The organism is Ferrovibrio sp. (assembly GCF_046297595.1).
In the GTDB taxonomy this organism is placed as follows: domain Bacteria; phylum Pseudomonadota; class Alphaproteobacteria; order Ferrovibrionales; family Ferrovibrionaceae; genus Ferrovibrio.
The window spans coordinates 178,203-203,122 of the sequence record NZ_JBKBHT010000005.1 but is presented as its reverse complement, the minus strand read 5'-3'; the positions used below and the strand labels follow the sequence as shown (position 1 = coordinate 203,122).

The window sequence follows — 24,920 nt, the reverse complement described above, 5'->3', positions numbered from 1 at the left end:
ACTGTCGGGCAAAGCCCGGGCCAAATCAACGGATCATTTACCGCCGACTCGCCAATGGGCGCCTTTAACCATAACTCGCGCCAGGCCTAGCTGGCGGTGGGCGCGTTGGAGACGATGGCGCCGACCGCCACGATGGTGAAGCCGCGATGGCGCGGCAGCAGACGGTCCATCACCGACCGTGCCTCGGACTGGTTCACGGTGGCGACGATATAGGTGCGGCCGGTATCCCACTGGGCGGCCGGATGATCGGCGGGCGCGCCCTCGGCCAGGGCCGGCTGGCGCGCCACGAACCGCCAAGTGGGGCCATACATGTCGCCGCTAGCGATCGGCACCGTGGTGTAGCGGAACGGTAATTCGCGGTTGTCTAGCTGGGCCTTGATGGTCTCGATTTCGCGCGCCAGTTCCGCGGCCTTGCCTTCCTTGTTCACCAGGTCGGCCTTCTGTTCCTCCATCACGCGATCCATATGCCGGATGCGCTCGGCCATGTCCTCGTATTGGCGGCGGCGCGCGGTGGTTTCGGCGGCGGCGCGCGCCCAGCCCATGCGGCCGCGGTCGATCACGATGGCGAGCGTCAGGCCCACCAGCGCGAGGATGATGATAATGGCGAGGATGGAGACCAGATCGGGCATCTCAGGCCTCGTGCCAAAGCAGACGGCCCTCGAAGGGCCGCACCGCCACCAGCCGCGCGCCATCGCCGGCCCAGTTCATGGCGAAATTCTGCGCCTCGAGCTGCGCCAGCCCCCAGGTGACCAGCCGCACCTGGCGCCGGCCGCTGAGCGCGGTGGCGGTGGAGGCGAGGCCGGCGAAGGGCATCTCCTTCGACGGGCCTTCCAGCTTGATGAAATAGCCCAGCGCGCCGACGGTGGGATAGCCCGCCTCGGCGACGAAATTGGCGGTGATGTCGGCCAGCGCCCGCTCCTGCCCCAGCAGGTTGGCGCGTTCGCGCTGCAGGCCCTCGATGTGGTCGTCCATGTCGGCGATCAGCACGCGCAGGCGCTCCTGCTCGCGCCGGCATTCGCCGTGACGGGCCTCGAGCTGTGCCGGCGTCATGCCGTTGATCTGGCGAAGGTCGCCCGAGTCATGGAGGTAATAGGCCATGCGCTCGATATGCGGCGCCAGACCACCGGCGGCCAGCAGCAGCAGCAGGGCCGGGATCACCAGGATGAAGGCGTCGGTGAGTGTCATGGCGGATGGCGGATTCCGAACGAATTTCACATGAAGAATCCGCCCGATACGGTTAACCGGGCGTAAAAAAGGGCCGGGATTGTCTCCCGGCCCTCTTCGTCCCGGACCGATGGTCCGGAAAAACTTAGCGCTTCGAGAACTGGAAGCTGCGGCGGGCCTTCGGCTTGCCGTACTTCTTGCGCTCGACCACGCGCGGATCGCGGGTCAGGAAGCCCTGGGCCTTCAGGGCCGGGCGCAGGCCCGGCTCGAAATAGGTCAGGGCCTTGGAGATGCCATGGCGCAGCGCGCCGGCCTGGCCCGACAGGCCGCCGCCGACGACGGTGGCCATGATGTCGAACTGGCCGACCCGGTTGGTGACCACCAGCGGCTGCTGCAGCAGCATGCGCAGCACCGGACGGGCGAAGTAGTCGTTGCTTTCCTTGCCGTTCACGGTGAACTTGCCCGAGCCGGGCTTGATCCACACGCGGGCAACCGCATCCTTGCGCTTGCCGGTGGCGTAGGCGCGACCGAACTTGTCGAGCTTGCGCTCTTCACCATTGGCCTTGGCGGCCACGGCAGCCTTGGTGGCGGCGTCGGCCTTGCTCAAATCGGCGAGTGTACGTCCCTCGGCCATGATCAGTCGTTCCTCTTGTTCTTCGGATTGAGCGCGGCGACATCCAGCTTCACCGGCTGCTGTGCCTCATGCGGATGCGTCGGGCCCTTGTAGACCTTGAGCTTGGTGAGCTGACGGCGAGCCAGCGGGCTCTCCTTCGGCAGCATGCGCTCGACGGCCTTCATGATGACGCGCTCGGGGAAACGGCCGGACAGGCTCTCGCCGATCGAACGGCCCTTGATGCCGCCCGGATGGCCGGTATGCCAGTAGAATACCTTCTGCTGTTCCTTGCGGCCGGTGACGCGCACCTTCTCGGCGTTGATCACCACGACATGATCGCCGGTATCGGCGTTCGGCGTGAAAATCGCCTTGTGCTTGCCGCGCAGACGCATGGCGATGAGCGACGCGAGACGGCCCAGAACCAGGCCTTCGGCGTCGATCAGCACCCACTTCTTGTCCACTTCGGACTCTTTGGCGTTGTAGGTCTTCATCGGACTTCCTGACGATGGAAATAACCGCCGGAAAACCGGCGGCCGGATCGGCGCGCACTATGGCGATTTCTGGCGCGCTGTCAAACCCCTTCTCATCATATAAATCAACGATTTAGATAACGGTATTATTTTACCACCGCGTCATTCCATATAAATCAATCGCTTAACATGACCGCTCATCCGCATGCCGGCAGTCCTGCGTGCCTTTTTTCATCCGCCCGCTGACGCATCGACCCAAAAACCACCGGTTTCAGCTCATTCTGAACCGTTCAGGTCCGTTTGGGTCCATTCAGGTCCATCTGGGTCCGTTCAGGTCCATTCGGGTCGATTCAGGCCCATTCACGTCCATTTCAGTCTGGGCGGGTTTACGGCCGGGCCACCACACGCGCAGGGAACAATGTAGGAACAATATCCCGCCGGTCAAGCCCGGCCCGGCACCCCCTGCCCGCTGTCTGGTGTCGCCAGCCGGTGCTTACCTTGCCGGCGGGATGGCGTAGGTGAGCACGGAATGGGCCACCGGCTCGTCCACCCCGGCCGAATGGATGGCGATCTCGACGATGGCCAGCGTCTTGCCCAGCTTGAGCATGGTGGCCTCGGCCGACAGCTCGCCCGTGCCCGGTTTGCGCAGGAAGTTGATATTGAGATTCGTGGTGACGGCCAGCGCCACCGGGCCGATGAGGCCGAGCAGCAGCAGATAGGCCGCGCAGTCGGCCAGCGTCATCATCGTGGGGCCCGACACCGTGCCGCCGGGGCGCAGCTGCGCCTCGCCGATGGGCATGGCCAGGCGCAGGGCCGTGCCGTCCCAATGTTCGATTCGCATCCGCAGCGGCGCCATCTGCGGGAATTCACGGTCTAGGAAGGCGGCCAGTTCGGCCGTGGTCATTTTCATTCTCGGGCTCCCCTCCTTCCCGCTTAGCATCTGACGCGGCTGGGGAAAAGCGGGTTGCGGCGGGCCCGGACGGCGGGGCGAAATTTTTGAACACAAGGCTTGCGGCGGCGGGCCTGGGTGGCTAGGTTGCGCGCCGCACTGATCCCAGGTAGCTCAGTGGTAGAGCAGGCGGCTGTTAACCGCCCGGTCGGGGGTTCGAATCCCTCCCTGGGAGCCAATTCAGAACGAAACTGCGAACGCCGTGCGCCGCAGTTTCCACTCCATAGTTTCCTCCAGACGCCACAAGCGTCTGGAGGAGCCTTGGCTTCGATCCCCTGATCCGAATTTCGTCGGCTCCGACCTCCACCCGCTGAACTAGCGCCTGGAGATGATGGCGCCGGAAACCGCCCTCTCGATCCCTGATCTTCTTACGAGCCTCAATGCCGAACCGACGGAGCAGCTCCGGCGTCACTCGATTGTCGTCGCCCTCTCCCCTGTTTTCGGCCCGGTCCGCATCGGCCCGCGCTGAATCACGGATCCGCTTCAACTCGACAATCCGTCCCTTGAGGTTGGAATCGTCCATTTCAGCGAGACCATTCTCAATGGCCTCATACAGCCGGGTCAGCTTGGCTTCCGCGTCCGCAGCCTGCTTCCTCAGCTCGGCGATCCGCCCCTTTAGGCGTCCGGCGTGTTCCTCCCTGCGCTTAAGCAGGCCAGCGAGCAGCTCCTCAAGCCGCTCGGGCGCAAGAAGTCGCTCCTCCAGATGCGACACAACAATCGTATCCAGCTCGTCCATCGGGATCGTGCGGCCGCGGCACGCCGTCTTCCCCTGCCGTGCCGTCGTGCAGCAGGTGTAGTAGCGGTATTGGTCGCCCTTGCCGGAGGTACGGAGCGTCATCGCTCCCCCGCAGTCGGCACAGAAGCACACGCCACCGAGGAGCGTCCCGGCCGTCACGAACCGTGGGGCCTTCAGTTGCGGGCTGCGAGAGCGCATCACTGCCTGGACCTCGGCAAACTCCTCCTCGTCGAGGATCGGCTCGACCGCCACATCGACGATCTCGTCTTCCGACTTCTGCTCTCCCTTGCGCTTACCCGAGACGTTGAAGCGATGGCGGCCGATGTAGGTCTCCCGCGTCAGGATCTGGTGGACCGCCCCGACACCCCAGCGCCCCCCGGTCTGCGTCCGGATACCGCGCGTGTTCAGATAGTCGGCGATCTGGCGGGACCCCATTGGACCGTCGTCGGCACCGACCCGTGCGAGGCGGAACATAAGGCGGACCGTCTCGACCTGGCCCGGATCGGGCTCGATCTTCTTCTTGGTCCTCGCGCCCCGCTGCTCGGCCGCCACGATCCTGTAGCCGAAGGGCGGCCGCGAGCCATTCCAATAGCCCTGGCGGGCGTTCTCGCGCATGGCCCGGAGCGTGTGCTTGGCGTTCTCCTTCGACTGGTACTCGTCGAATAACGCCATGATCTGACGCATCATCACGCTCATCGGATCGTCGCCGAGATCCTGCGTGATGGACGTCAGACGGATACCGTTCTTCGCCAGCCGCCGGAAGTAGAATTCGAGCTGGAACTGATCGCGAAAGAAGCGCGAGAAAGAATGGACGATGATGAAGTTGAACGGCGCAGGCTTCTGCGCTCCGGCATCCATCATCCGCTGAAACTCAGGCCGCCGGTCGTCTGTCGCCGATGCGCCCGGCTCGACAAACTCGGCGACGACGGTGATCCCCTTCGCTTGGCAATAGGCCTGAAGTTGGCGGCGCTGGTCCGGAATCGAAAGATCGTGTTCAGCCTGCCGGCCGGTCGAAACACGCAAATAGAGTGCGGCACGCCCCGGCGATGCCAAGGCGGGGGTCGCTTTGGCATTCATGCGGAACCTCCGTTCACAATATTAGTTTTTCGAGCCCAACAGCTCGTCGAGAATCTGCCCGAAATGGACCTCGAAAAGGTCCAGCTCAGCCTCAGTGACCGGCACGTGACCGGGCCAGTCGTCAGAGACTTTGCGGCTCGCTTGGTGCTCGACCCCTTTCCGAGCGCGTGACCGCAGCTCGGGCGCCGCCGACCGGACCGGACGGACGTAGTCGTAAAGGTCGGCGTCGCCCTGCGACGCTGGGAACTGCAACACGTTGGCGGACATGCCGCGATTATTGCATCGAACCACACGAAATTGAACAGTTTCAGTTGGTTGCGTGAGAAACATGCAGCGAAATATCGGACGCTCCCGGCTGCGCTCGGCTCCATTGGCGAAGCATGGTGCGTCGTGGCGAAGCGCAAATACCTACAATCGGCGGCAGGGCGATGCGGTCGCGGGCGGTTTTTGCGGGCACCCTTGGTCTCCTCCACTTGCGCCTTTGCCCGCGCCAGGGCGTCGCGCGAGAGATATGACCAGCCCAATGCTGGTTCGGCCGCAGAAACTCTCGTCAAGACCGGGTCTCCATCAAGCCTCTCGATCGCTCGGCGACGATACCGATCACCTTGTCTCGCGTTGCCTTCGCTGCCTCCGACTGACCCGCAAATTCCGGCAGAGTTAGTGCGGCCGCGCCCTCCGACAGACGTTCGGCCAGCTCCGCCAAGGCGGCTTCCGCTTCGCCTGCCGCCAGACCGATCGTCCGCGCCAGAGCGATGAAATCTTGTTGGCCCAGTCGGTCATCCTTGCCATTGAGCTTCAGGGCCATGCGGTCACCGGCAAGGCCAGGAAAGACCCGGGTGGTGACGGCATCGTAAAGCGGCGCAAACCGGACTGACGTAAATGTCTTGGCTCCGGCGTCGGCCGTCTTCAGCATCGCGAGATTCTTCAGGTGCATGTCGCCATCGGCGATCAGCCAAGCGAAAATGGCGCGACGAAAAAGAATGGTGAGGTCGGCCGCCGGATCTGTCGATAGCGGCCGGAGACCCTTCGCCATGCGTTCGATGGTGCCGTCATATTTGGCCGAGGTCGGCAGATCGAGGATCGAGCAGAAGTCTTCCAGCGCAAAACGGCGCTGGTCCTCGACGCCGCGCCGGATATCAAAACGCTCAACCAGCAAAGCTGGCGGCATCCCATCGGGCATCTCGATCAACGCCGCCTCCGGCACGTCGAAGCCAGCGGCGCGGCCCAATTCGAGGCAGAGCCATTCGACGATCGGCAGCGTCTCGAACCCTGCAGTGCCAGCGGGTTTGAGGATATGCGTGAACGGCTCGTCGACAGCCGGCACGAGAGCGCCATCGGAGAGCAGGCTCATCGGCGCTTTGATCTGGACGCCCGACAGGCGTGGCGTCTCCGCCCGCGCGAAGATTTGCGCGAGCTTCTGTTCGAAAGTCTCCTCAATCTCGCCGCGCGCCGGTCCTGCATAGCGTCCCGTGAAGCGGCCCTTCTCGAAGAACGCTGCGAGCGGCGTCACGAGAATATCCGCCGGTAAGGTCGCCAGTTCGTCGGAACTCTGGACGATCGCGATGTTGGACATATAGCGTCGGCCGCTCCGAAGCGCCTCGCGTTCGTCGCGTTCGTGCAGAACCTGGGCAAGCCAGCCTTCGGGCAAAAGTGATTCGATGAAAGCTGGAAGCTTTCCCGGCGTGGTCTCGCGTACAAGCGGCGGCCCGCTCCGCTTCCGGGGCTTCCAGCGCCACTCGAAGCCGTCATGGATCAGTCGTCCAAGCAGCTCGCCGTGCCAAGCAACCAGAAGATCAAGCGCAGCCTTGTTGACCGGGGCCTTGCCCGCGCCGGGCTGCACCAAGAGGAAACGCTCGGCATTCTCGCCCTCGCGATACCAGCCATTCTCGCGAGCCAGCGCCCAAACCGCATCTGCTGCGGCCTGTGGCGAACCAAACTCCTCGACCAGGCGCGCCGCCATTTGAGTGCGCATCTCGGCCGTGATCGCGCTGGCGTGTTCGCTCCTCAGACGAAAAGCTTCCAGAAACCGCTGGCGCGGCGAGGACACGTCCACCCGCAATTCGCCCAGATCGTCGCCGATCACGGCGCTTGCCGTCGATGGATTGGGCGGAGCTTCGTTCTGGATGATCTCAAGAGTGCGAAGGCGCGTGCGTTGATTACGCCGTCCGCTGATAAACAGCCGTCCGTCTGGCGCTGGCCCCAGCAGAACGGCGCTCGCTGACGACAGATAGGCGTTGGGGTAGAGATAATGGGCGACGCGGACGGCGTGACCGAGGATCTCGGTTTCGATATTGCTATCGCTCTCGACATAGACCCCGCGGACGAGCTGGGTCAGTTCCCCTGCTTGAGCACGATGGTGCGCCCGCTTCGCGTCGATGGTTTCGCCCACAAGGTGGATCGCCATGAATTGTCCCGTATCTCAGATGCGCGATATTCACATATCTCGCGCAGGCAATCAAGGATTATCGCGCATCTCAGATACGCGATAATCCCATCGAGACTGGCTGCAAGGTTTTCAGGCAGCAGGAATTCTGAACGTCGCCCTTCGGGCCGGGCTGTCGGCAGAGCTGAAGCCCCGGCAAGCGGGTCTTCCCCCTCCGGGCTTCCATCCCTGACGTGGGAAACCGGACAGCCGTGTTCCCGTAGATGCGATCTGCGCTCTTAGCCCGGACCCGGCGAGAGGGAGAGTGCGGACCGGTTTGCCGTGACGGGTTGAGGGTCGGGAGAGAGGCTCCCGGCGCCCGTCGCGGAGATCCGCGATGTCCAGACATGACCGCAGCGCTCGGTCCGGCTCCGGCCGGACGAGCCTCTATGACGAAATCACCGGCAAGATCATCGCCGAACTGGAAGCCGGTCGCGTGCCCTGGGTCCAGCCCTGGGGCACTGCGGCGGCGAAGGCACCGCTCGCGATGCCGAGGAACGCGGCCACTGGCCGAGGCTATTCCGGCATCAATGTGCTGATCCTCTGGGGCGCCGTGATCGAGCACGGCTTCCCCGGCCAGAGCTGGCTCACCTTCAGGCAGGCCCTCGGCCTTGGCGGCAACGTCCGCAAGGGCGAGCGCGGCACCACGGTCGTCTATGCGGACCGCTTCATTCCCGACGAGGAGAAGAAGCGAGCCCGCGAAACCGGCGAGGAAGCCCAGGCCATCCCCTTCCTTAAGCGCTTCACGGTGTTCAACGCCGCGCAGTGTGACGGGCTGCCCGAAGAGGTCGCCGTCATCGCGCCGCCTCCGCCGCCTGGTCTGATCGAACCGAGGGTCGAAGCGCTGATCGAGGCCACCGGCATCGACTTCCGGATCGGCGGCAATCGGGCCTTCTACATGCCGGCTCTTGACTATGTGCAGGTGCCGCCGCCGCAGGCCTATTTCGAGCCGATCAACTGGCACAGGACCGCCCTGCACGAGCTCGGGCATGCCAGCGGCGCGCCGCACCGGCTGAGCCGTGATCTCTCGGGCTCCTTCGGCTCGAAGAAATATGCCTTCGAGGAATTGATTGCCGAGATGAACGCCGCCTTTTGCTGCGCCTCGCTCGGGATCGTGCCGACCGTGCGCCATGCCGATTACATTGCCGCCTGGTTGGAGGTGCTGCGCGAAGACAACCGCGCCATCGTGCGCGCCGCCTCTCGGGCAAGCAAAGCGGCGGACTACATTCTCGGCTTTCTGCCCGAGGACGAACGGCTCGTGCCAGCGTCCGCCCACACCGATGAGCGGGAGGCGGCCTGATGACAACGCAATTCCGCGGCGAGCATCTGCTCGAGAACGCCGCCAGATTTCTGGCCGGCGCCCAGCTCCTATCCCGGGATGACCGCCACGCCCGTGAAATCCTGCTGCACCACATCGCCTGTGCGATCGAACTGTCGCTCAAATCCTTCCTGCAATTCCGAGGTTGGAGCGATGAACGGTGCCGGCTCGAAATCCGGCACGATCTGACCAAGGCATTGGATGCCGCCGCACGGTTCGGCTTCCATCCGAGCTCCCCAGACCTGCCACTACTCGTCGCGATCCTCTCGCCGTACTATTGCCGTCATCGTATTCGCGATCTCGCGGCGCACGAGCCGGCGCTCTTGTCGCCGCAACAGGCGCTCACGGCGACAGAGGAACTCTTGAGCGACGTCCGCGCCGCATCTCCCGATGGTTCCGGGCTCGGCGGACGCTCGTCATCGAGCCCCTGAGAGGAAGAGGGCCGAGGGATTTTCGTGACGGGTTGGAGGCCGAGAGAGAGGCTTTCGGCCGCCCGTCGCGGAGTAAATCCCCATGGCTACTGCCGTTCAGAAGATCACCCTGTCGTCCTCGCGCGACATTCCCTTCAACAAGCTGGTGCTGAGCCAGTCGAACGTCCGGCGCGTGAAGGCTGGCGTCTCGATCGATGAACTTGCGGCCTCGATCGCCCGCCGCGGCCTCATCCAGAGCCTCAACGTCCGCCCCGTCCTCGATGCCGAGGGCCAGGAGACCGGCATGTTCGAAGTCCCGGCCGGCGGCCGCCGCTTCCGGGCCCTGGAACTTCTGGTGAAGCAGAAGCGCCTGGGCAAGACCGCCGCGGTGCCCTGCGTGGTGCGCGATCCCTCAACCGCCATCCTCGCCGAGGAGGATTCGCTCGCCGAGAATATCGAACGCGCACCGCTGCATCCCCTCGACCAGTTCCGTGCGTTTCAGGACATGCGCTTGAAGGGCCAGTCCGAGGAGGACATCGCGGCGGCCTTCTTCATTCCCGTCAACGTCGTGAAGCAGCGCTTGCGCCTGGCCGCGGTCGCGCAGTCGCTCCTCGATGTCTATGCCGAGGACGGCATGACGCTGGAGCAGCTCATGGCCTTCACCGTCTCGGCCGACGAGGCGCGTCAGGTCCAGGTCTGGGAGTCGATCCGCAACTCCTGGTCCAAGGAGCCCTATCAGATCCGTCGCATGCTGACCGAGAGCACCGTGCGCGCGTCCGACAAGCGGGCGATCTTCGTCGGGCTCGACGCCTATGAGGCCGCCGGCGGCGGCATCATGCGCGATCTGTTCCAGGCCGACGACGGCGGATGGCTGCAGGACCCGGCGCTGCTCGATCGCCTGGTTTCCGAGAAGCTGAAGATCATCGCCGACGAGGTTGCGGGCGAAGGCTGGAAATGGATCGAGGTCGATGTCAGCCACCCCTACGACGTCGCGCGCGGACTGCGCGAGATCACCGGCACGCCTACCGATCTGACCGACGAGGAACGGACGACGTTCGAGGCCCTCAACGCCGAATACGCCAGGCTGGAAGCGGAATATGAAGGCGCCGACGAGCTGCCCGACGATGTGGACGAGCGGCTTGGCGAGATCGAGACGGCGCTGAACGCCTTCGACCAGCGGCCCGCCATCTATGATCCGGCCGACATCGCCCGCGCCGGCACCTTCATCAGCATCGACGCCGACGGCTCGCTCTCGATCGATCGCGGCCATGTGCGTCCGGAGGACGAAGCGCCGGTGACCATCGAAACCGATGGCGGTGACGCCAGCCAGGGCGCCGAGGGCTCCGATCCGGCCGCTCCGTCGGCGCAGCGGGCCGTGATCACCATCGGCGGCCAGTCGGCCGAGAGCGAGGATAACGAGGAGGAGACGATCAAGCCCTTGCCCGAGCGGCTCGTGATGGAGCTGACCGCTTATCGCACGCTGGCACTACGCGACGCACTGGCGAACAATCCCCATGTCGCGCTGACGGCGCTGCTGCACAAGCTCGTCACCGACACTTTCCAGCGCAGCTCGACCACCGGCGGGTGCCTGGAAGCCAGCGTCCGGCACGTCTTCTTCCCCGTGCAGGCCGCCGACCTGAAGGACAGTGCATCCGCCAATGCTGTCAGCGAGCGGCAGGAGGCTTGGAAGACCGACATCCCGCAGGAGGATCAGGCGCTGTGGGAGTGGCTCGACGGACTGGACGAGGCCAGCCGTCTGGCACTGCTCGCCCACTGCGTCAGCTACGGCGTCAACGCGCTGTTCGAGAAGGTCGACCGCTATGGCGGCTCCGGCGTCTCGCAGCACAGCCTCGAACGCCGCCTCGGTCAGGCCGATCGGCTGGCCCGTGCGGTTCGGCTCGACATGGTGGAGGTCGGCTGGACGCCTACTGTCGATAACTATCTCGGCCGCGTGACCAAGCCGCGCATCCTCGAAGCCGTGCGCGAAGGGGCTGGCGAGCGGGCCGCACAGCTCATCGACCATCTGAAGAAGGGCGACATGGCCAAGGAAGCCGAACGGTTACTGGCCGACAGCGGCTGGCTGCCCGAGCCGCTGCGCCTCGCCGAGGTCGATCCGGCCACCGGGCCGGCGGCCGAGGCCAATGGGGAAACCGAGGCGCTGCCGGATTTCCTCGCGGGCAACGACGAGGCCTCGGCAGACAGCGAGGATGACCCAGCGCACCTGGTCGCCGCCGAATGATCGACACTGTCCGGCGGCAATCGCTGCCAGCTCCTATATGCCGATAAACTTGAGCCCGGCCCCCTGCGCCACAGGGATCAGCCGGGCTTTTTCTTTGTTTGCGGTTGGCGCTGACGCCCCACCGACCGGCGGCATGCCGTCCCTCTACCAGACAGCCACTTCCCATTGGCCGTTGACGCGCGCGAACCCGATCGGGCGGTTCTGGGGCGCAGCATTGGGCCGCGTCGGGTCCATCGTAAGCTGCGTCATGCACGTGACGCCGGGGCCGACACCGCCCGGAGAGCAATCACCAAGCTTCAGCGTCGCGTTGGCCAGCGACGTACCCGTGAAGAGCTTGTGACGCCGGACGGCGTCCGTCGCTTCCTGCTCGGTCGGCTGTGCGACGCCCGCGGCGGCCGAGGTCGTGGGCATGAAGACCGGCCGCAGGCCGAACCCTGCGCCAAATCCCACCGCCAGGGCGACCACGGCGACGATCCCGACTGCGCTTGCTTTCATCCTTTGCCTCCTTGACCGCGTTGCACCGAAGACGCGGACAGGCCTCGGAGGCCGAAGGGGATACGCGCCTTGAGATTGTCGACGGAGTGTAGTCACGCCGCCCGACGATCGAAACCCCCCACGCATCTTGGTCGCGCTGTAACGAGCGGTTTGTGCGGCAGCGCTGCGCGTCAAGCCTTTGGAATCAGAGGGAGAGGACGGCCGGGACGGGTTTGAGCCGGTGCGGTCGAGAGAGAGAGAGCCGAGCGGCTCGGACCTTTCCCGCTCTCCTGAAGGACCCTCCATGACGCATCTTCTCGCATCAGGAACCGCCCTGGCTCCAGCCCTTCCACTCGCGGCCGCCACCGACCCATCGCCGCGTATTGCCGAAGCGGCGCGTTTCCTCCTGCCTCATCTCGCACGTGGCGCGCGGATCGACGCCCCCACGCTGCGCGGCGCCATGGACGCCGCCTTCGGCGCCTCCGATTCATCCGGCGCCTGGGATTGGAAAACTGCCTATGACGCTTGCGAAGCGGCGACGGTCCTGTTCCTGCGCAAGTTCGGCCCGGCAATCCGCGCCAAGGCCACATCGCCGGCCGCCATGCTGCCGATGCTGGCGAAGATCGCGGAGCTTCTGCCGACCCATACCCGCCGCTCGGCGGAGAGCGAAGCCCTTCAGCAGTTCTCGACCCCCATCCCGCTGGGTCTGGCGGCCGCTACCGCCGCCGCGATCACCGCGACCGATCGCGTTCTGGAGCCATCCGCTGGCACGGGTCTGCTCGCCGTCCTCGCCGAATTTGCCGGCGGATCGCTCATGCTGAACGAACTCGCCACTGCCCGCGCTGGACTGCTCGACTGCCTCTTCCCCTCGGCATCGGTCACCCGGTTCGACGCCGCGCAGATGCATGATCATCTCGACGCCGGTTTCGTGCCGAGTGTGGTGCTGATGAACCCGCCATTCTCGGCGATGGCGAACGTCTCCGGCCGGATGGCCGACGCCACATACCGCCACATCGCCTCCGCGCTCGCGCGTCTTTGCGACGATGGCCGACTCGTCGCGATCACGGGCGCCAGCTTCGCGCCCGACGCGCCGGCGTGGGCGGCGGCCTTCGTTCGGCTTCAGGAGCATGGCCGCGTCGTGTTCTCGGCCGCCATCAATGGCTCGGTCTACGCCAAGCATGGCACGACGATCGACACGCGGCTGACTGTCATTGACAAGCGGCCAGCCGACGATCCTACGGTCGTCGCCACCTCGGCCGGCAGCGCCCCGGACGCCGCCACGCTGCTCGGCTGGGTGATCCGAGATATGCCAGCGCGGCTGCCGATCGCCGCATCCACAGCGGCCCAGACGGCGCCGCGTCCCGCAGTTCCCCGCACCGTGCGCGGTTACCTCGCAAAACCACGCTCGTCAGCGCCCGACGTCACCGTTTTGAGCGAACCCGAAGGCGTCGATCTCGCCTATGAGACCGTCGACTGGCAGCCGGCCGAGGGCACCCGGCTCACGGATGCGATTTATGAAGAATACGGATTGCAGTCGATCCGTATTCCCGGATCTCAGGCCCATCCGACGAAGCTGGTGCAGTCCGCTGCGATGGCCTCGGTCGCGCCGCCCAAGCCGAGCTACCGGCCACGCTTGCCGGCACATCTTCTCGCCGATGGCCTGCTGTCCGACGCCCAGGTCGAGACAGTAATCTATGCCGGCGAGGCCCACGGCGATTATCTCGCCGGATCGTGGACGGTGGACGAGACCTTCGACGTCATCTCGGCCGCGCACGAGGATGCCCCGAACGCCGTCCGCTTCCGGCGTGGCTTCATGCTCGGCGACGGCACTGGCGCCGGCAAGGGCCGTCAGAGCGCCGGCATCATTCTCGACAACTGGATGCTGGGCCGCCGCAAGGCCGTCTGGATCTCGAAGTCCGACAAGCTGATCGAGGACGCGCAGCGCGACTGGTCCGCGCTCGGCATGGAGCGGCTGCTGGTGACGCCGCTCTCGCGCTTCCGCCAGGGCACGCCGATCCGGCTACCGGAAGGCGTCCTATTCACCACCTATGCCACGCTACGCTCCGACGAGCGTGGCGAGAAGGTTTCCCGCGTCCGTCAGATCGTCGAATGGTTGGGCTCCGACTTCGATGGAGTGATCATCTTCGACGAGAGCCACGCCATGCAGAATGCCGCCGGCCGCAAGGGTGAACGCGGTGACCAGGCCGCATCGCAGCAAGGACGAGCAGGCTTACGCCTTCAACATGCGCTGCCAAACGCGCGTGTGGTCTACGTTTCCGTCACCGGCGCGACCACTGTCCACAATCTGGCCTACGCGCAGCGGCTCGGCCTCTGGGGCGGCGAGGACTTTCCGTTCTCGACCAGGTCCGAGTTCGTGGAGGCGATCGAGGCCGGCGGCGTGGCGGCCATGGAAGTGCTCGCGCGCGACCTGCGGGCGCTGGGGCTATATACCGCCCGCTCGCTCTCCTACGATGGCGTCGAATACGAGTTGGTCGAGCACCGGCTCACGCCCGAGCAGACGCGCATCTATGACGCCTATGCCGGGGCGTTCTCCATCATCCACAACAACCTGTCTGCGGCGATGGAAGCCGCCAACATCACGGGCGACAAGGGCACGCTCAATGCGCAGGCCAAATCCGCAGCTCGATCCGCGTTCGAATCCGCCAAGCAGCGTTTCTTCGGTCATCTCCTCACCAGCATGAAGACGCCGACCCTGATCAGCTCCATCGAGCGCGATCTGGCGGAGGGCCATGCCGCCGTCATCCAGGTCGTTTCGACGGGCGAAGCGCTGATGGAGCGCCGTCTGGCGGAGATTCCGACGGACGAGTGGAACGATGTGCGCGTCGACATCACTCCGCGGGAATACGTGCTCGACTATCTCGCCCATTCCTTCCCGGTGCAGCTCTTCGAGCCGTTCACGGATTCTGAAGGCAATCTGTCGTCACGCCCGGTCTATCGCGACGGCCAGCCCGTCGAGAGCCGCGAAGCCGTCGCTCGCCGCGACCGCTTGATTGAGCATCTCGCATCGCTGGCGCCGGTTCCGGGCGCACTCGACCAGATCGTCCAGCGCTTCGGCACGGACATCGTCGCCGAGGTCACCGGCCGTTCGCGTCGTATCGTGCGCAAAGGCGACCGGCTCGTCGTCGAGACTCGCGCGGGATCGCCCAATCTTGCCGAAACCGCCGCCTTCATGGACGACGTGAAGCGAATCCTCGTCTTCTCCGAAGCGGGCGGGACCGGCCGCAGCTACCACGCCGAAATGTCCGCCCGAAATCGCCGGCTGCGCGTCCACTATCTGTTGGAGCCGGGTTGGAAGGCCGATGCCGCCATTCAGGGCCTCGGCCGGACCAATCGCACCAACCAGGCGCAGCCCCCGCTCTTCCGCCCGATCGCGACCGACGTGAAGGCCGAGAAGCGCTTCCTCTCCACGATCGCCCGGCGTCTCGACACTTTGGGCGCGATCACGCGGGGCCAACGCCAGACCGGCGGCCAGGGCCTGTTTCGCCCCGAGGACAATTTGGAGAGCCATTATGCGCGCGATGCGCTGCGGCAGCTCTACCTACTGCTGGTGCGTGGCAAGGTCGAGGGCTGCTCGCTCCAGATGTTCGAGGACGCGACAGGCCTTTCGCTGATGGACTCGAACGGCATCAAGGACGAGCTGCCGCCGATCACGACGTTCCTCAACCGCCTGCTCGCCCTGACGATCGAACTCCAAGGCATCCTCTTCACTGCGTTCGAGCAACTCCTCAACGCCAAGATCGAGGGCGCCATCACCAGCGGCACCTACGACGTCGGACTGGAAACGCTGAGAGCGGAGAGCTTCGTCGTGACCGACCGGCGCACTATTCATGTCCACCCGGGTACGGGTGCGGAAACCCGCCTGCTGACGATCACGCAGCGGGTGCGCAACCGACCGGTCACACTCGACGAGGCGATGGGCCTGCTGTCGGATCGGCGGGCGATGCTGCTGGTCAACGACCGCTCCGGCCGCGCCGCCGTTCAGGTGTCGGCGTCTTCGCTGATGTTGGATGACGGCGAGATCGAGCGCCGCGTCCGGCTGATCCGGCCGATGGAGCAGCATCACGCCTCGCTGACCATGATGGCGGAAAGCCACTGGGTCGAAGCCGACCGCACGGCGTTCGCATCGGCGTGGAACGCCGAGGTCGCCGACGTACCGGCGTTCTCCGAGAGCACCATTCATGTCGTCTCGGGCCTATTGCTGCCGATCTGGAAGCGCCTGCCAAACGAGTCGACGCGAGTCTACCGGCTCCAGACCGACGACGGCGAACGCATCATTGGCCGCAAGGTTTCGCCCGCCTGGGTCGCGGGCGCGCTTGCAATGGGAGCCGGCACTCTGGCACCGGATGAAGCCTTCGCGGCCCTGATCGACGGCAAGACCATCCTCGACCTCGCCGAGGGCCTCCAACTCCGCCGCGTCCGCGTCATGGGCGCCAACCGCATCGAGCTCTCCGGCTTCACCGACACGATGCGCGAGCGCCTCAGCGCTGACGGCCTCTTCCATGAGATCATCTCCTGGAAGCTCCGCATGTTCGTGCCAACGGACGCGAGTGGTTCGGCCGTGCTTTCGAAGGTCATGGAGCGCTATCCGGTCCAGCGGATCGCCGAGCGGGAGGCTGCGTAGCATGGCCCGTCATGACGCATCCGAACTGGCACAGCGTCTCGGACGACAGGCCGAGGCCGTGTGCCGGCACTATCTCTCGGCCGGATATCGCGAGGGCCGCTACTGGCTGGTCGGCGACGTCCGCAACACGCCGGGCCGCTCGATGTTCGTCCGCCTGAAGGGGGCCGATTCTGGCAGGGGTGCGGCGGGCAAATGGACCGACGCCGCCACAGGCGAACACGGCGATCTCCTCGATGTCATCCGCGAGAGCTGCGGGCTGATCGACTTCAAGGACGTCGCCGATGAGGCGCGGACCTTCCTGAGCCTGCCGCATCCGGAGCCAGACCCGGACCACCAACGACGCCCGGCATCGGCGCCCGCCGGATCGCCGGAGGCCGCACGACGGCTCTTCGCGATGTCGCAGCCGATTACGGGCACAGTCGTTGAGTCGTATCTACGGAAACGCGGCATCACGGCTTTGCACGGAACCGGATCGCTCCGCTTCCATCCGCGCTGCTACTACCGGCCGGATGAACATTCGCCGACCGAGACCTGGCCGGCGATGATCGCGTCCGTCACCGATCTCGACGGCCGGATCACAGGCGCACATCGCACTTGGCTCAGCCCCGAAGGGAGCGGCAAGGCGCCAATCGACACACCGCGGCGGGCAATGGGCGATCTCCTCGGCCATGCGGTCCGGTTCGGCACGGCGCACGATGTGATCGCGGCCGGCGAAGGCATCGAGACGATCCTGTCACTCCGCATGGCCCTACCGGGCCTGCCAATGGCGGCTGCGCTCTCGGCCGCACACCTTTCCGCCATCCTGTTCCCGGCGACCCTTCGCCGACTCTACATCGCCCGCGACGACGATCCGGCCGGTGACGGCGCGCGCGATAGCTTGGTCGAACGGGCGCAGACGGCCGGCATCGAGGCGATTGTGCTTTCTCCAACGCTTGGGGACTTCAACGAGGATCTCCGCACCCTTGGCATCGGCGCGCTGCGGGCAGCGATCCGTCAGCAACTCGCCCCAGAGGACGTCGCCCGTTTTCTCGCCCTGGCGGCATAGCCGGAAGGGGCAAGCATAGGGCAGCGGCAGAGCCGTCGCCGGTATCGCACGAGGCTGCATCCCGTTGCGCCGGAGAGGACCACGACCCGGCCTTCGAGAGGGCGATCGGCCGTCAAGCGGCCCGGACCGACAATGGCTGCGCCCGGCTATTTTCCGGCGCGCTCCAGAGGAGCGCTTTCCATCGCGAAACAAAATAGCCGGCCTTCGCCATCCGGCGCGATGCTTGGCCCTGCGCTGACGCTCCGGGTGCAGGTCCGGCCCGCCCGACAGCTTTCGTCGCCAGAAGGCCGCGAGGGTCGCGGTCAAACCGACGAAGGAGCATCCCATGGCGAGCGAACACGACGACGGCTTCGAACCGCACCACGCCTCATCCCCCACCGACCACGTCCTGACCGAACTCCAACTCTACGGCTTTCGTCCCTTCCAGAACGAACCCGATCCGAGGCTGCTTCCCGAAGGCCACGCCGTCGCCGGGGCCATCGCCGACATCTTCGACGCCCTGATCGCCACCCTCGAGGACACCCGCCTCGAACCCGACCTCGATGACCTCCTCTGGTCGACCGTCAACCTCTTCCATCGCGCCACCGACCGGATCGAACGCGAACTCGACGACAATGAGCAGGCGCAGCGCCGCGGCCAGCGCGAACAGGACGGCTCGGAGGTGAAGTCGGTAGAACTCGAACGTCTCACTGCCGAAGGACAGACCATGATCGAGCGCCGCAACGCCTTCGAGCTGATGCGCGATCAGGCCGCAGATCACTTCGAGCGCCACACTGGATCATCCTGGCGGCCACGCAGCGGATCGATGGTCAATCACCGCGCCATGACCTCAGCGATGATCGACAGCCGTGATTTCCTCGCCGCCAAGCGCCGGGCCGAGAGCGAGGTGCTGATCCCGGCGGGTCCGAAGATCGCGGTTACCGGCGGCCTCGACTTCAACGACCACCGGCTGATCTGGGCGAAGCTCGATCAGGTCCACACCAAGCATCCCGACATGGTGCTGTTGCACGGCGGGTCGCCGAAGGGCGCGGAGCGCATCGCCGCTCGCTGGTCCGACCATCGCAAGGTTCCGCAGATTGCCTTCAAACCCGACTGGACGAAGCACGCCAAAGCCGCGCCGTTCAAGCGCAACGATCAGATGCTGGCCGTCTTGCCGATCGGCGTGATGGTCTTCCCCGGCACCGGCATCCAGGACAACCTCGCCGACAAAGCGCGCAAGCTCGGCATCCCGGTCTGGAAGTTCGGCAACGGCGGCGCGTAAGCGCCGCCAGCATCACCTGCAAATATTCGACAACGGGAACACAGCCCACAACTGTTTGCGAACTTTCGTGCAGGGCGGCGGATTGCCCTCGCAAGCGTCCCAATTGTACGGCGGCGCAAATATCAGGCGCGAAGTCCCGACATAATCTGGAACTCATTGCGACAAGCTATTGTTTCAGCAAGGGAAGACTATTATCCGGCGCAACATGAGAGTTTTGCCACATCCTTTGCAAATCCTTGGGCAGTGAGTTTCAGCCCCTCCACGGTGGTGAGATAGGGGAAAATCATCTCGCCGAGGCCCTTCGCCGTCATGCCGTGCTTTAGCGCCAGCGCCAGGGTCTGGATGCTGTCTGCGCCCTCAGGAGCGAGAATCTGGCCGCCGAGGAGACGGTCGCTCTTTGCGTCCGCCACCAGCTTGATGAGCCCACGCGTATCGCGGGCAGCCAGCGCGCGCGGCACCTGGTCGAGCGACACCACCGACGTCTTGACCTCGACTCCGCGCTCGATTGCCTGCGCCTCGCTGAAACCGACGCCGGCTACTTGCGGATCGGTGAAGACCACCCAGGGCATGGCGGTGTTGTCATAGACGAGGCTGTCGCCGTTTAGCGCATTGCGCGCCGCGAGCTTGGCACCGTAAGCCGCCATATAGACGAACTGATCGCGCCCTGTCACATCGCCGGCGGCATAGACGCCGGATTTCGAGGTGCGCATCCGGTCATCGACGACGATCCCACCATTGGGCGCCAGCCTTATGCCGGCCTCCTCCAGGCCAAGATCCGCAGTGTTGGGCATGCGTCCGGTCGTCACCAGAACCTGCTCGGCGGTGAGCATTTCGGCGCGACCATCCACATCAATGGTCAGCGTGATTTCACCGTCTTGCTGCTCGATCCTGGAATAGGTCAGTCCGGTCCGAACCGTGATGCCTTCGTCGGCCAGATAGCGAGCAAGTGCTTGCGCTATTTCCGGTTCCGTCTCCGGTAGCAGGCGCGAGCGCGTGACCATGGTCACGGCAGTCCCGCTGCGGGCGAACATCTGGGCCAACTCGCAGCCAATATAACCGCCCCCGATGACCAGAAGCGAGCGCGGCTGTTCGGCAAGTTCCAGCGCCGTGGTGCTGGTGAGGTAGGGAACATTCTCAATGCCGGGGATGCTCGGCATGGCCGGTGACGCGCCGGTGGCGACGATGATCTTGCCGGCAGTGACTGGGCTGTCGTTCACAAGCACACCGGCACTATCCAGCCTTGCTGCCCCCTCCAGATAGGCGATGCCGTTATATTCGGGCAGCAGATCGACATATTTCTTCTGCCGGAGTGTTCCGACGAGATCGTCCTTGGCCGCGATCAGAGCTCGCCAGTCAGTGAGATGGGCTTCACCGGCGAGGCCAGCGAACCGGCTTGCCGCGCCTGCGCCATGCAGAGCTTCGGCGGCGCGGATCATGGTCTTGGACGGCACACACCCGACATTGACGCAGGTGCCGCCGATGGTGCCGTGGCCGATCAGGGCGACATTGGCACCCTGTTCCGCAGCGGTGATCGCGGCGGAAAACCCCGCCGAACCGGCGCCGATCACGGCGATGTCGAAAGCTCGGCTTTCGGCCCCGCCGGTAGTGCAGCAGTCACGGGTGTCCACTTGCTGGTCCATTGTCGTTTTCCTTTTATATTCATGGGGACCGCCACTGTGGCGATACCCCAAAAGTCATATGTCACACCATCGAGCCGACGTCTGAGGCGTAGCTCGGATACGCGAAGATCATTGCCTTGATCTGGTTGGCCGTCAGGCCCGCCCCCATCGCCATAGCAAACAGGTTGATCTGTTCCTCGGCCCCCGGCCCCATCAGATGCGCGCCAAGGATTCGGCCGGTCTCCTGTTCGACAAGAACCTTGTAGCCCGTCCATTTCGCCCCGACCCGCAGCGAGGAATACCAGCCCTGTGTCTTCTCGAAGTGGGTGTCGAACTTCAGCCCCTTCTCCCGCGCAGCCGTCTCCGACAGTCCGACGGTCGCGACCATGGGCAGGGTGAAGACGACGCTCGGGATCGGCGGGTAGGACACGCTGCGCTCGTCGTGGCCGGCCAGCAGGTTCTTGGCGGCGATCCGGCCTTCGTAGGCTGAAACCGGGGTCAGGTTGGGGCCGCTGTCGGCGCAGTCTCCGGCGGCGAATATGTTTGGATTGGTGGTGCGCATCGAGGCGTTGACCTTGATGCCACGCGGTCCATGCTCCACCCCGGCGGCGGCGAGGTTCAGTCCGTCGATATCGGGCACACGTCCGGTGGCGTGGACCACGGTATCGCAGGTAACCACCTTGATGCCGCCCGGCGTCTCGAACGAGACGGCGAGTTCGCCGCCCCGTTTCTCGACCTTCAACACTTTCGCTTCGGTCCGCAGAGCGACTCCGAGTTCGGCGGTGGCCTCGACCAGTATTGCGACAAGATCGGGATCAAAATTGCCGAGCGGCCGCTCCATCATCTCCAAGACCGTGACCTCGCTCGCACCGGCGCGTTTCGCGATATGGGCGAATTCCATGGCGATGAATCCGCCGCCGACAAAGACGACCAGGTCCGGCCGCTCCGGCAGGTCGAGGAAGTCGGTGCTGGTGATCAACAGCTCTTCGCCGGGGATGTTCAGCGTCATCGGCCGCGCGCCGGTGGCGATGTGGAAATGCCGCGCGCGCAGGCTTCCCCCGTTCAGCTCGATCGTGTCGGGGCCGGTGAACCGCGCGTCGCCGTGCAGTGTCGCGACGCCCGCTTTTTCAAGCCCGGTCTCGATGCGCGGCGGCATGGCGTCGGTGAAGCTGCGCTTGAAGGCCATCATGTCTGGCCAATCGACAGAGATCTGAGCCTCAAGACCCTTGCTCTTCAGGTTCTGCGCCCAGTCCACGCCCTCGGTCACGGCCACCAGCATTTTCTTGGGGTCGCAGCCGCGCAGGGCGCACGTCCCGCCGTAGGGCAGGCTGTCGATGCTGGCGACTTTCCAGCCCGCCGCCGTGGTCATCCGGGCAACCCCGTTGCCGCCGGTTCCGGCCCCGATCACTATCAGGTCGAAGTCATATGCGTCGCTCATGCGTGTCTCTTCCTCATCGGATTGGGTCGGCACATCATGGTCGGCGCGGCAGTTCCGAGCTCGACAATCATGATCTCGTCAAGCGCCGTTGCCGGCGCCAGACGGCGTAGACGGTGAGGCCGATGAAAAAGACCAGCGCGGGCAGCAGGACATAGTCGAGGTAGCCGGTGATCGCGGATAGGCCGACCACGCCCGCCAGCACCACAAGCACCGGTGTGAAACAGCACAGCGCCGCAAATGCCGCGCCGCCGATCCCGAAGCCGAGGAGCGTCCGGTCGTTCACCGCGTCAGCCCTTTTTCGCGTGCGCGGTATAACCGGCGTTGGTCGAGGCTTGTGCGATGGCGGCAATCGTCGCCGTCGAAGGATCGAACGTGACCGTGGCTGTCTTGGCGTCGAAATCGACCGCGACGGACTTCACGCCTGGCACGCTTTCCATGGCCTTCTTGACGGTTACCGGGCAGAGCGCGCAGGTCATGTTTTCGATGGCGAAAATCTGCCGCTGTTGGGTGGTTACGGCCTGAGCCGAGGCGGACAACGCGGTTGATGGAAGGAATGCGCCCGCGGACAGGACGCCGGCGACTGCCAGACCCAGCACCGCCGCGGAAATCATGATGGTTCGTTTCATCGTTACTTCTCCTAGTAAAAGAGGGGCGCCCACCAATTGATCGTCAGGGCCAGTAGAACCAAAGCTGTTGCAATCCAGAGGGCCGACTTCGTGATGATTGCTGATTGCGGCCGCGCGCAGTAGGAACCCTCGACGCATGCGGATTTCTGCCTGAAATAGACATGCCAGAAGCCAAGGCCGATGAGGCTGAGCGTTACAGCCGCGACATAGGGCTTGTAGGGTTCAAGCGCCGTAAGGTTGCCGATCCAGGCGCCGGAGATGCCGAGCGTCACCAGAACCAGCGGGACGATGCAGCAGGCCGACGCCAGAATCGCGCCGATGACGCCGCCGGCCGCGAACCAAGTCTTCCTGCGGTCCTTGATTTTCTGGGCCGCGCTCAGCGGCGCTGTTTCGACATCCGTATGGCTCATGCGACTCGACCCTCGATTTTCATTCGATCGGAGCCTACAGTCTGTAGCAACTACAGGCTCAAGGGGTTTTTTCGAGCGATGGGCGATCACGTTTCAGGCAGAGGGTTGCAGCGGGCCAAACTCGCCCGGCGTACGGGCTGCAATCTCGAAACCATCCGCTATTACGAGAAGATCGGCATGATGCCGGATCCGCCGCGCACGGCATCAGGGTACCGCGTCTATGACGAGGGCCATGTCTCTCGCCTGCGCTTCATTCTGCGCGCGCGCGAGCTCGGCTTCGCCATCGAGCAAATCCGCGGCCTGCTCGAACTCGTCGATGGCGGCACCCAGACCTGCGCCGAGGTGAAGGAGCGGACCGAGCGACACCTCGCGGACGTGCGAGCGAAGATCGCCGACCTCAAGCGGATCGAAAAGGTGCTGGCGGCGACCGCCTCGCGATGCTCCGGCGAAGATGTTCCAGAGTGCCCGATTCTGGACGCGCTGGCATCATGACGGCGACACTCGCGATTTAGCCAGCCTAAGCGTAAGCATCACACGCAGCAGTCCACCCCCCCTTCCGGGTCTGTCCGAACGAAGCACCACCCCCGCTCTCAATGCGCTGATCCTTGGTCCAATCGATGGCCTGACGCCATCAACCCGTAAAGGGTCGGCTACGCGTGCGTGCCGCCGCTTCGGCTTCGCCTCCGCGGTGATTGCGGCCCTCGGCCGGACACATCGGGCGCCTGTCGCGCGGGGGATGGTCCCCCGCCTCCAGACAGGAGCCGGAACAATGTCCCTCAACGACGCTCACGCCTTCGCCTTTAGCTTGGCCACCACGCTCATGGTCGCGATCGTCATCTTCAAAGCCGGCGACGGCACGATGAGTGTCATGCCTGCCTCCGAATACGACGGAGACGCCTCGGCGATCATCCGCGAAGTCGATCCATTCGCCCCTTGAGGGCGACGGTCCGCTCGGCCGAGCGGAAATCTGGACGGATTTCCGCTGCCGCCATCACTCAACTTTGGCTATACTGACATCTGCGCCGTGGTGGTGGTGGAAGGCGCGACCGTAGACATTCATCTCACGGAGTACGCCACCATGGTACTCGGTATTCTCTTGAGCATCACAGCCATCGGCGTCGTCTGCTGGCTGCTCTTCACCCTCGCTATCTACGCGCTGCCCTTGTTCGCGGGCATCACCGTCGGCACGTGGGCCTATGGCACTGGCGCGGGCTGGCCCGGCAGCATCGTCGTCGGGCTTCTCGCCGCCGGGCTGATGCTCGGTATAGGCCAGTTCCTCTTCGCCTTCGTGCGTCCGGTCTGGCTCCGGCTGACTATCGGGCTTGTCTTCGCAGCACCGGCGGCCGTCGCCGGCTATCATGCCGTTCACGGTATCGCGAAGCACGCCATGCCTTCGGAGACCTGGCAGTTCATCTTCTCCCTGCTCGGTGCAATCGCCATCGGCGCGACGGCCTGGATTCGGATCGTCGGCGCCGAGCCCGCTCGATCCGGGCGGAACCTCGCTAGGGGCTGACGTCCGCAGGGCAATGTCGCGGCGAACCACAGGCCGTATCGAAGCCTTCCTCAGCATCGCCATCGGAGCAGACAAGGATCAGGGTGGCGATGGGCCATCAGATCCGGGCCGGAAGGCGGCGGCCCGTTGAGTAATCCTGACCAGCGGGCCGATGACCCGGCCACGATGATGGTTCGGGATCTGCTCAGTCATGTGGTGGGAAAACCCCGGGCGACCGTTGCGGTCTGGATCGGGAGAGAAGAAGCACCGGTGACAGAGCCGATTCTTTATCGGTTACCGAGGGGGTCGTTATCGTCTCCATTGATCGGTTCTGTCCGGCCGAGCGCTCCAAAACGGCCTCTTCGATGGGTGTATCTGGCCGAAGGGCGGCTTCGCCTCGATCGCCTATGGCGCAACAGCGCCGTCAAAACTTTCTTCCCCTGCCGGCTGCGCCGTCATTCCTCGCGGGACAAGAAAGTCCCTCCTTTGCTGTCCGAAACCCTGCGGGTGCGCCG

The 24,920-nt window shown here is 64.9% G+C and carries 23 protein-coding genes and 1 tRNA gene; 10 read left to right on the top strand and 14 right to left on the bottom strand.

Annotated elements, in window-relative coordinates; all coding sequences use genetic code 11:
• Positions 1–86: 86 nt before the first annotated feature.
• From ACK4FJ_RS14945 to ACK4FJ_RS14925, 5 genes are all read right to left on the bottom strand, one after another.
• Positions 87–629 carry a hypothetical protein gene (locus tag ACK4FJ_RS14945; protein ID WP_409767513.1) on the bottom strand — a complete coding sequence of 181 codons (543 nt, stop codon included), beginning with the start codon at positions 627–629 and terminating at the stop codon, positions 87–89.
• Between the two features lies 1 nt (position 630).
• Positions 631–1,185 (bottom strand): hypothetical protein, encoded by a 555-nt coding sequence (locus ACK4FJ_RS14940; protein ID WP_409767512.1) that lies wholly within the window; start codon positions 1,183–1,185, stop codon positions 631–633.
• A 124-nt stretch (positions 1,186–1,309) separates the two neighbouring features.
• Complete coding sequence (rpsI, locus tag ACK4FJ_RS14935; protein WP_409767511.1) at positions 1,310–1,798, bottom strand: 30S ribosomal protein S9; 489 nt, start codon at positions 1,796–1,798, stop codon at positions 1,310–1,312.
• Between the two features lie 2 nt (positions 1,799–1,800).
• Positions 1,801–2,268, bottom strand: a complete 468-nt coding sequence (gene rplM / locus ACK4FJ_RS14930) for a 50S ribosomal protein L13 (RefSeq protein WP_409767510.1) — start codon at positions 2,266–2,268, stop codon at positions 1,801–1,803.
• A 472-nt stretch (positions 2,269–2,740) separates the two neighbouring features.
• Complete coding sequence (locus tag ACK4FJ_RS14925) at positions 2,741–3,157, bottom strand: PaaI family thioesterase (protein ID WP_409767509.1); 417 nt, start codon at positions 3,155–3,157, stop codon at positions 2,741–2,743.
• Between the two features lie 142 nt (positions 3,158–3,299).
• Here ACK4FJ_RS14925 and ACK4FJ_RS14920 point away from each other — a divergent pair.
• Positions 3,300–3,374: transfer RNA gene (locus tag ACK4FJ_RS14920), tRNA-Asn, on the top strand.
• Here the strand turns inward: ACK4FJ_RS14920 and ACK4FJ_RS14915 are convergent.
• The 3 genes from ACK4FJ_RS14915 to ACK4FJ_RS14905 all read right to left on the bottom strand — a co-directional run bounded on the left by ACK4FJ_RS14915 (position 3,333) and on the right by ACK4FJ_RS14905 (position 7,413).
• Positions 3,333–5,009 (bottom strand): recombinase family protein, encoded by a 1,677-nt coding sequence (locus ACK4FJ_RS14915; RefSeq protein ID WP_409767573.1) that lies wholly within the window; start codon positions 5,007–5,009, stop codon positions 3,333–3,335. The two genes, ACK4FJ_RS14920 and ACK4FJ_RS14915, sit on opposite strands and share 42 nt — an antisense overlap.
• A 21-nt stretch (positions 5,010–5,030) precedes the next feature.
• Positions 5,031–5,276, bottom strand: coding sequence for a hypothetical protein (locus tag ACK4FJ_RS14910; protein WP_409767508.1), 246 nt, complete (start codon positions 5,274–5,276; stop codon positions 5,031–5,033).
• Positions 5,277–5,559: 283 nt separating this feature from the next.
• Complete coding sequence (locus ACK4FJ_RS14905; RefSeq protein ID WP_409767507.1) at positions 5,560–7,413, bottom strand: HipA domain-containing protein; 1,854 nt, start codon at positions 7,411–7,413, stop codon at positions 5,560–5,562.
• Between the two features lie 355 nt (positions 7,414–7,768).
• Here ACK4FJ_RS14905 and ACK4FJ_RS14900 point away from each other — a divergent pair, with 355 nt between their 5' ends.
• From ACK4FJ_RS14900 to ACK4FJ_RS14890, 3 genes are all read left to right on the top strand, one after another.
• The gene (locus ACK4FJ_RS14900; protein ID WP_409767506.1) at positions 7,769–8,731 is read left to right on the top strand and encodes an ArdC family protein; all 963 of its coding nucleotides are present in this window, start codon (positions 7,769–7,771) and stop codon (positions 8,729–8,731) included.
• Positions 8,731–9,180 carry a hypothetical protein gene (locus ACK4FJ_RS14895; RefSeq protein ID WP_409767504.1) on the top strand — a complete coding sequence of 150 codons (450 nt, stop codon included), beginning with the start codon at positions 8,731–8,733 and terminating at the stop codon, positions 9,178–9,180. Before ACK4FJ_RS14900 ends, ACK4FJ_RS14895 begins: the two co-directional genes overlap by 1 nt.
• Before the next feature lie 82 nt (positions 9,181–9,262).
• Positions 9,263–11,398: a ParB/RepB/Spo0J family partition protein gene (locus tag ACK4FJ_RS14890; protein ID WP_409767503.1), complete on the top strand. Its 2,136-nt coding sequence runs from the start codon at positions 9,263–9,265 to the stop codon at positions 11,396–11,398.
• 144 nt (positions 11,399–11,542) lie between these two features.
• Here ACK4FJ_RS14890 and ACK4FJ_RS14885 read toward each other — a convergent pair whose 3' ends face one another.
• On the bottom strand, positions 11,543–11,893 hold the full coding sequence (locus tag ACK4FJ_RS14885; protein ID WP_409767502.1) for a hypothetical protein: 351 nt from the start codon (positions 11,891–11,893) through the stop codon (positions 11,543–11,545).
• Positions 11,894–12,176: 283 nt separating this feature from the next.
• Between ACK4FJ_RS14885 and ACK4FJ_RS14880 the strand changes: the two genes are divergently transcribed.
• From ACK4FJ_RS14880 to ACK4FJ_RS14870, 3 genes are all read left to right on the top strand, one after another.
• Positions 12,177–16,514, top strand: a complete 4,338-nt coding sequence (locus ACK4FJ_RS14880; protein ID WP_409767501.1) for a strawberry notch-like NTP hydrolase domain-containing protein — start codon at positions 12,177–12,179, stop codon at positions 16,512–16,514.
• 1 nt (position 16,515) lies between these two features.
• Complete coding sequence (locus tag ACK4FJ_RS14875) at positions 16,516–17,559, top strand: toprim domain-containing protein (protein WP_409767500.1); 1,044 nt, start codon at positions 16,516–16,518, stop codon at positions 17,557–17,559.
• A 325-nt stretch (positions 17,560–17,884) separates the two neighbouring features.
• Positions 17,885–18,820: a DUF2493 domain-containing protein gene (locus tag ACK4FJ_RS14870; RefSeq protein WP_409767499.1), complete on the top strand. Its 936-nt coding sequence runs from the start codon at positions 17,885–17,887 to the stop codon at positions 18,818–18,820.
• A gap of 191 nt (positions 18,821–19,011) precedes the next feature.
• Here ACK4FJ_RS14870 and merA read toward each other — a convergent pair whose 3' ends face one another.
• The 5 genes from merA to ACK4FJ_RS14845 form a co-directional block, all read right to left on the bottom strand.
• On the bottom strand, positions 19,012–20,460 hold the full coding sequence (gene merA, locus ACK4FJ_RS14865) for a mercury(II) reductase (protein ID WP_409767498.1): 1,449 nt from the start codon (positions 20,458–20,460) through the stop codon (positions 19,012–19,014).
• 61 nt (positions 20,461–20,521) lie between these two features.
• On the bottom strand, positions 20,522–21,877 hold the full coding sequence (locus ACK4FJ_RS14860; protein ID WP_409767497.1) for a dihydrolipoyl dehydrogenase family protein: 1,356 nt from the start codon (positions 21,875–21,877) through the stop codon (positions 20,522–20,524).
• A gap of 67 nt (positions 21,878–21,944) precedes the next feature.
• A complete protein-coding gene (gene merF, locus ACK4FJ_RS14855; protein ID WP_409767496.1) occupies positions 21,945–22,160 on the bottom strand; it encodes a mercury resistance system transport protein MerF in 216 nt (71 codons plus the stop codon).
• Positions 22,161–22,164: 4 nt separating this feature from the next.
• Positions 22,165–22,503 carry a heavy-metal-associated domain-containing protein gene (locus ACK4FJ_RS14850; RefSeq protein ID WP_409767495.1) on the bottom strand — a complete coding sequence of 113 codons (339 nt, stop codon included), beginning with the start codon at positions 22,501–22,503 and terminating at the stop codon, positions 22,165–22,167.
• An 11-nt stretch (positions 22,504–22,514) separates the two neighbouring features.
• Complete coding sequence (locus ACK4FJ_RS14845; protein ID WP_409767494.1) at positions 22,515–22,913, bottom strand: mercuric transporter MerT family protein; 399 nt, start codon at positions 22,911–22,913, stop codon at positions 22,515–22,517.
• A 78-nt stretch (positions 22,914–22,991) separates the two neighbouring features.
• On the opposite strand from ACK4FJ_RS14845, the gene ACK4FJ_RS14840 reads away from it, so the two are divergent.
• From ACK4FJ_RS14840 to ACK4FJ_RS14830, 3 genes are all read left to right on the top strand, one after another.
• Positions 22,992–23,405 (top strand): MerR family transcriptional regulator, encoded by a 414-nt coding sequence (locus ACK4FJ_RS14840; protein ID WP_409767493.1) that lies wholly within the window; start codon positions 22,992–22,994, stop codon positions 23,403–23,405.
• Between the two features lie 277 nt (positions 23,406–23,682).
• Positions 23,683–23,850 (top strand): hypothetical protein, encoded by a 168-nt coding sequence (locus ACK4FJ_RS14835; RefSeq protein WP_203192657.1) that lies wholly within the window; start codon positions 23,683–23,685, stop codon positions 23,848–23,850.
• A 141-nt stretch (positions 23,851–23,991) separates the two neighbouring features.
• Positions 23,992–24,426 (top strand): hypothetical protein, encoded by a 435-nt coding sequence (locus ACK4FJ_RS14830; protein WP_409767572.1) that lies wholly within the window; start codon positions 23,992–23,994, stop codon positions 24,424–24,426.
• Positions 24,427–24,920: the final 494 nt, after the last annotated feature.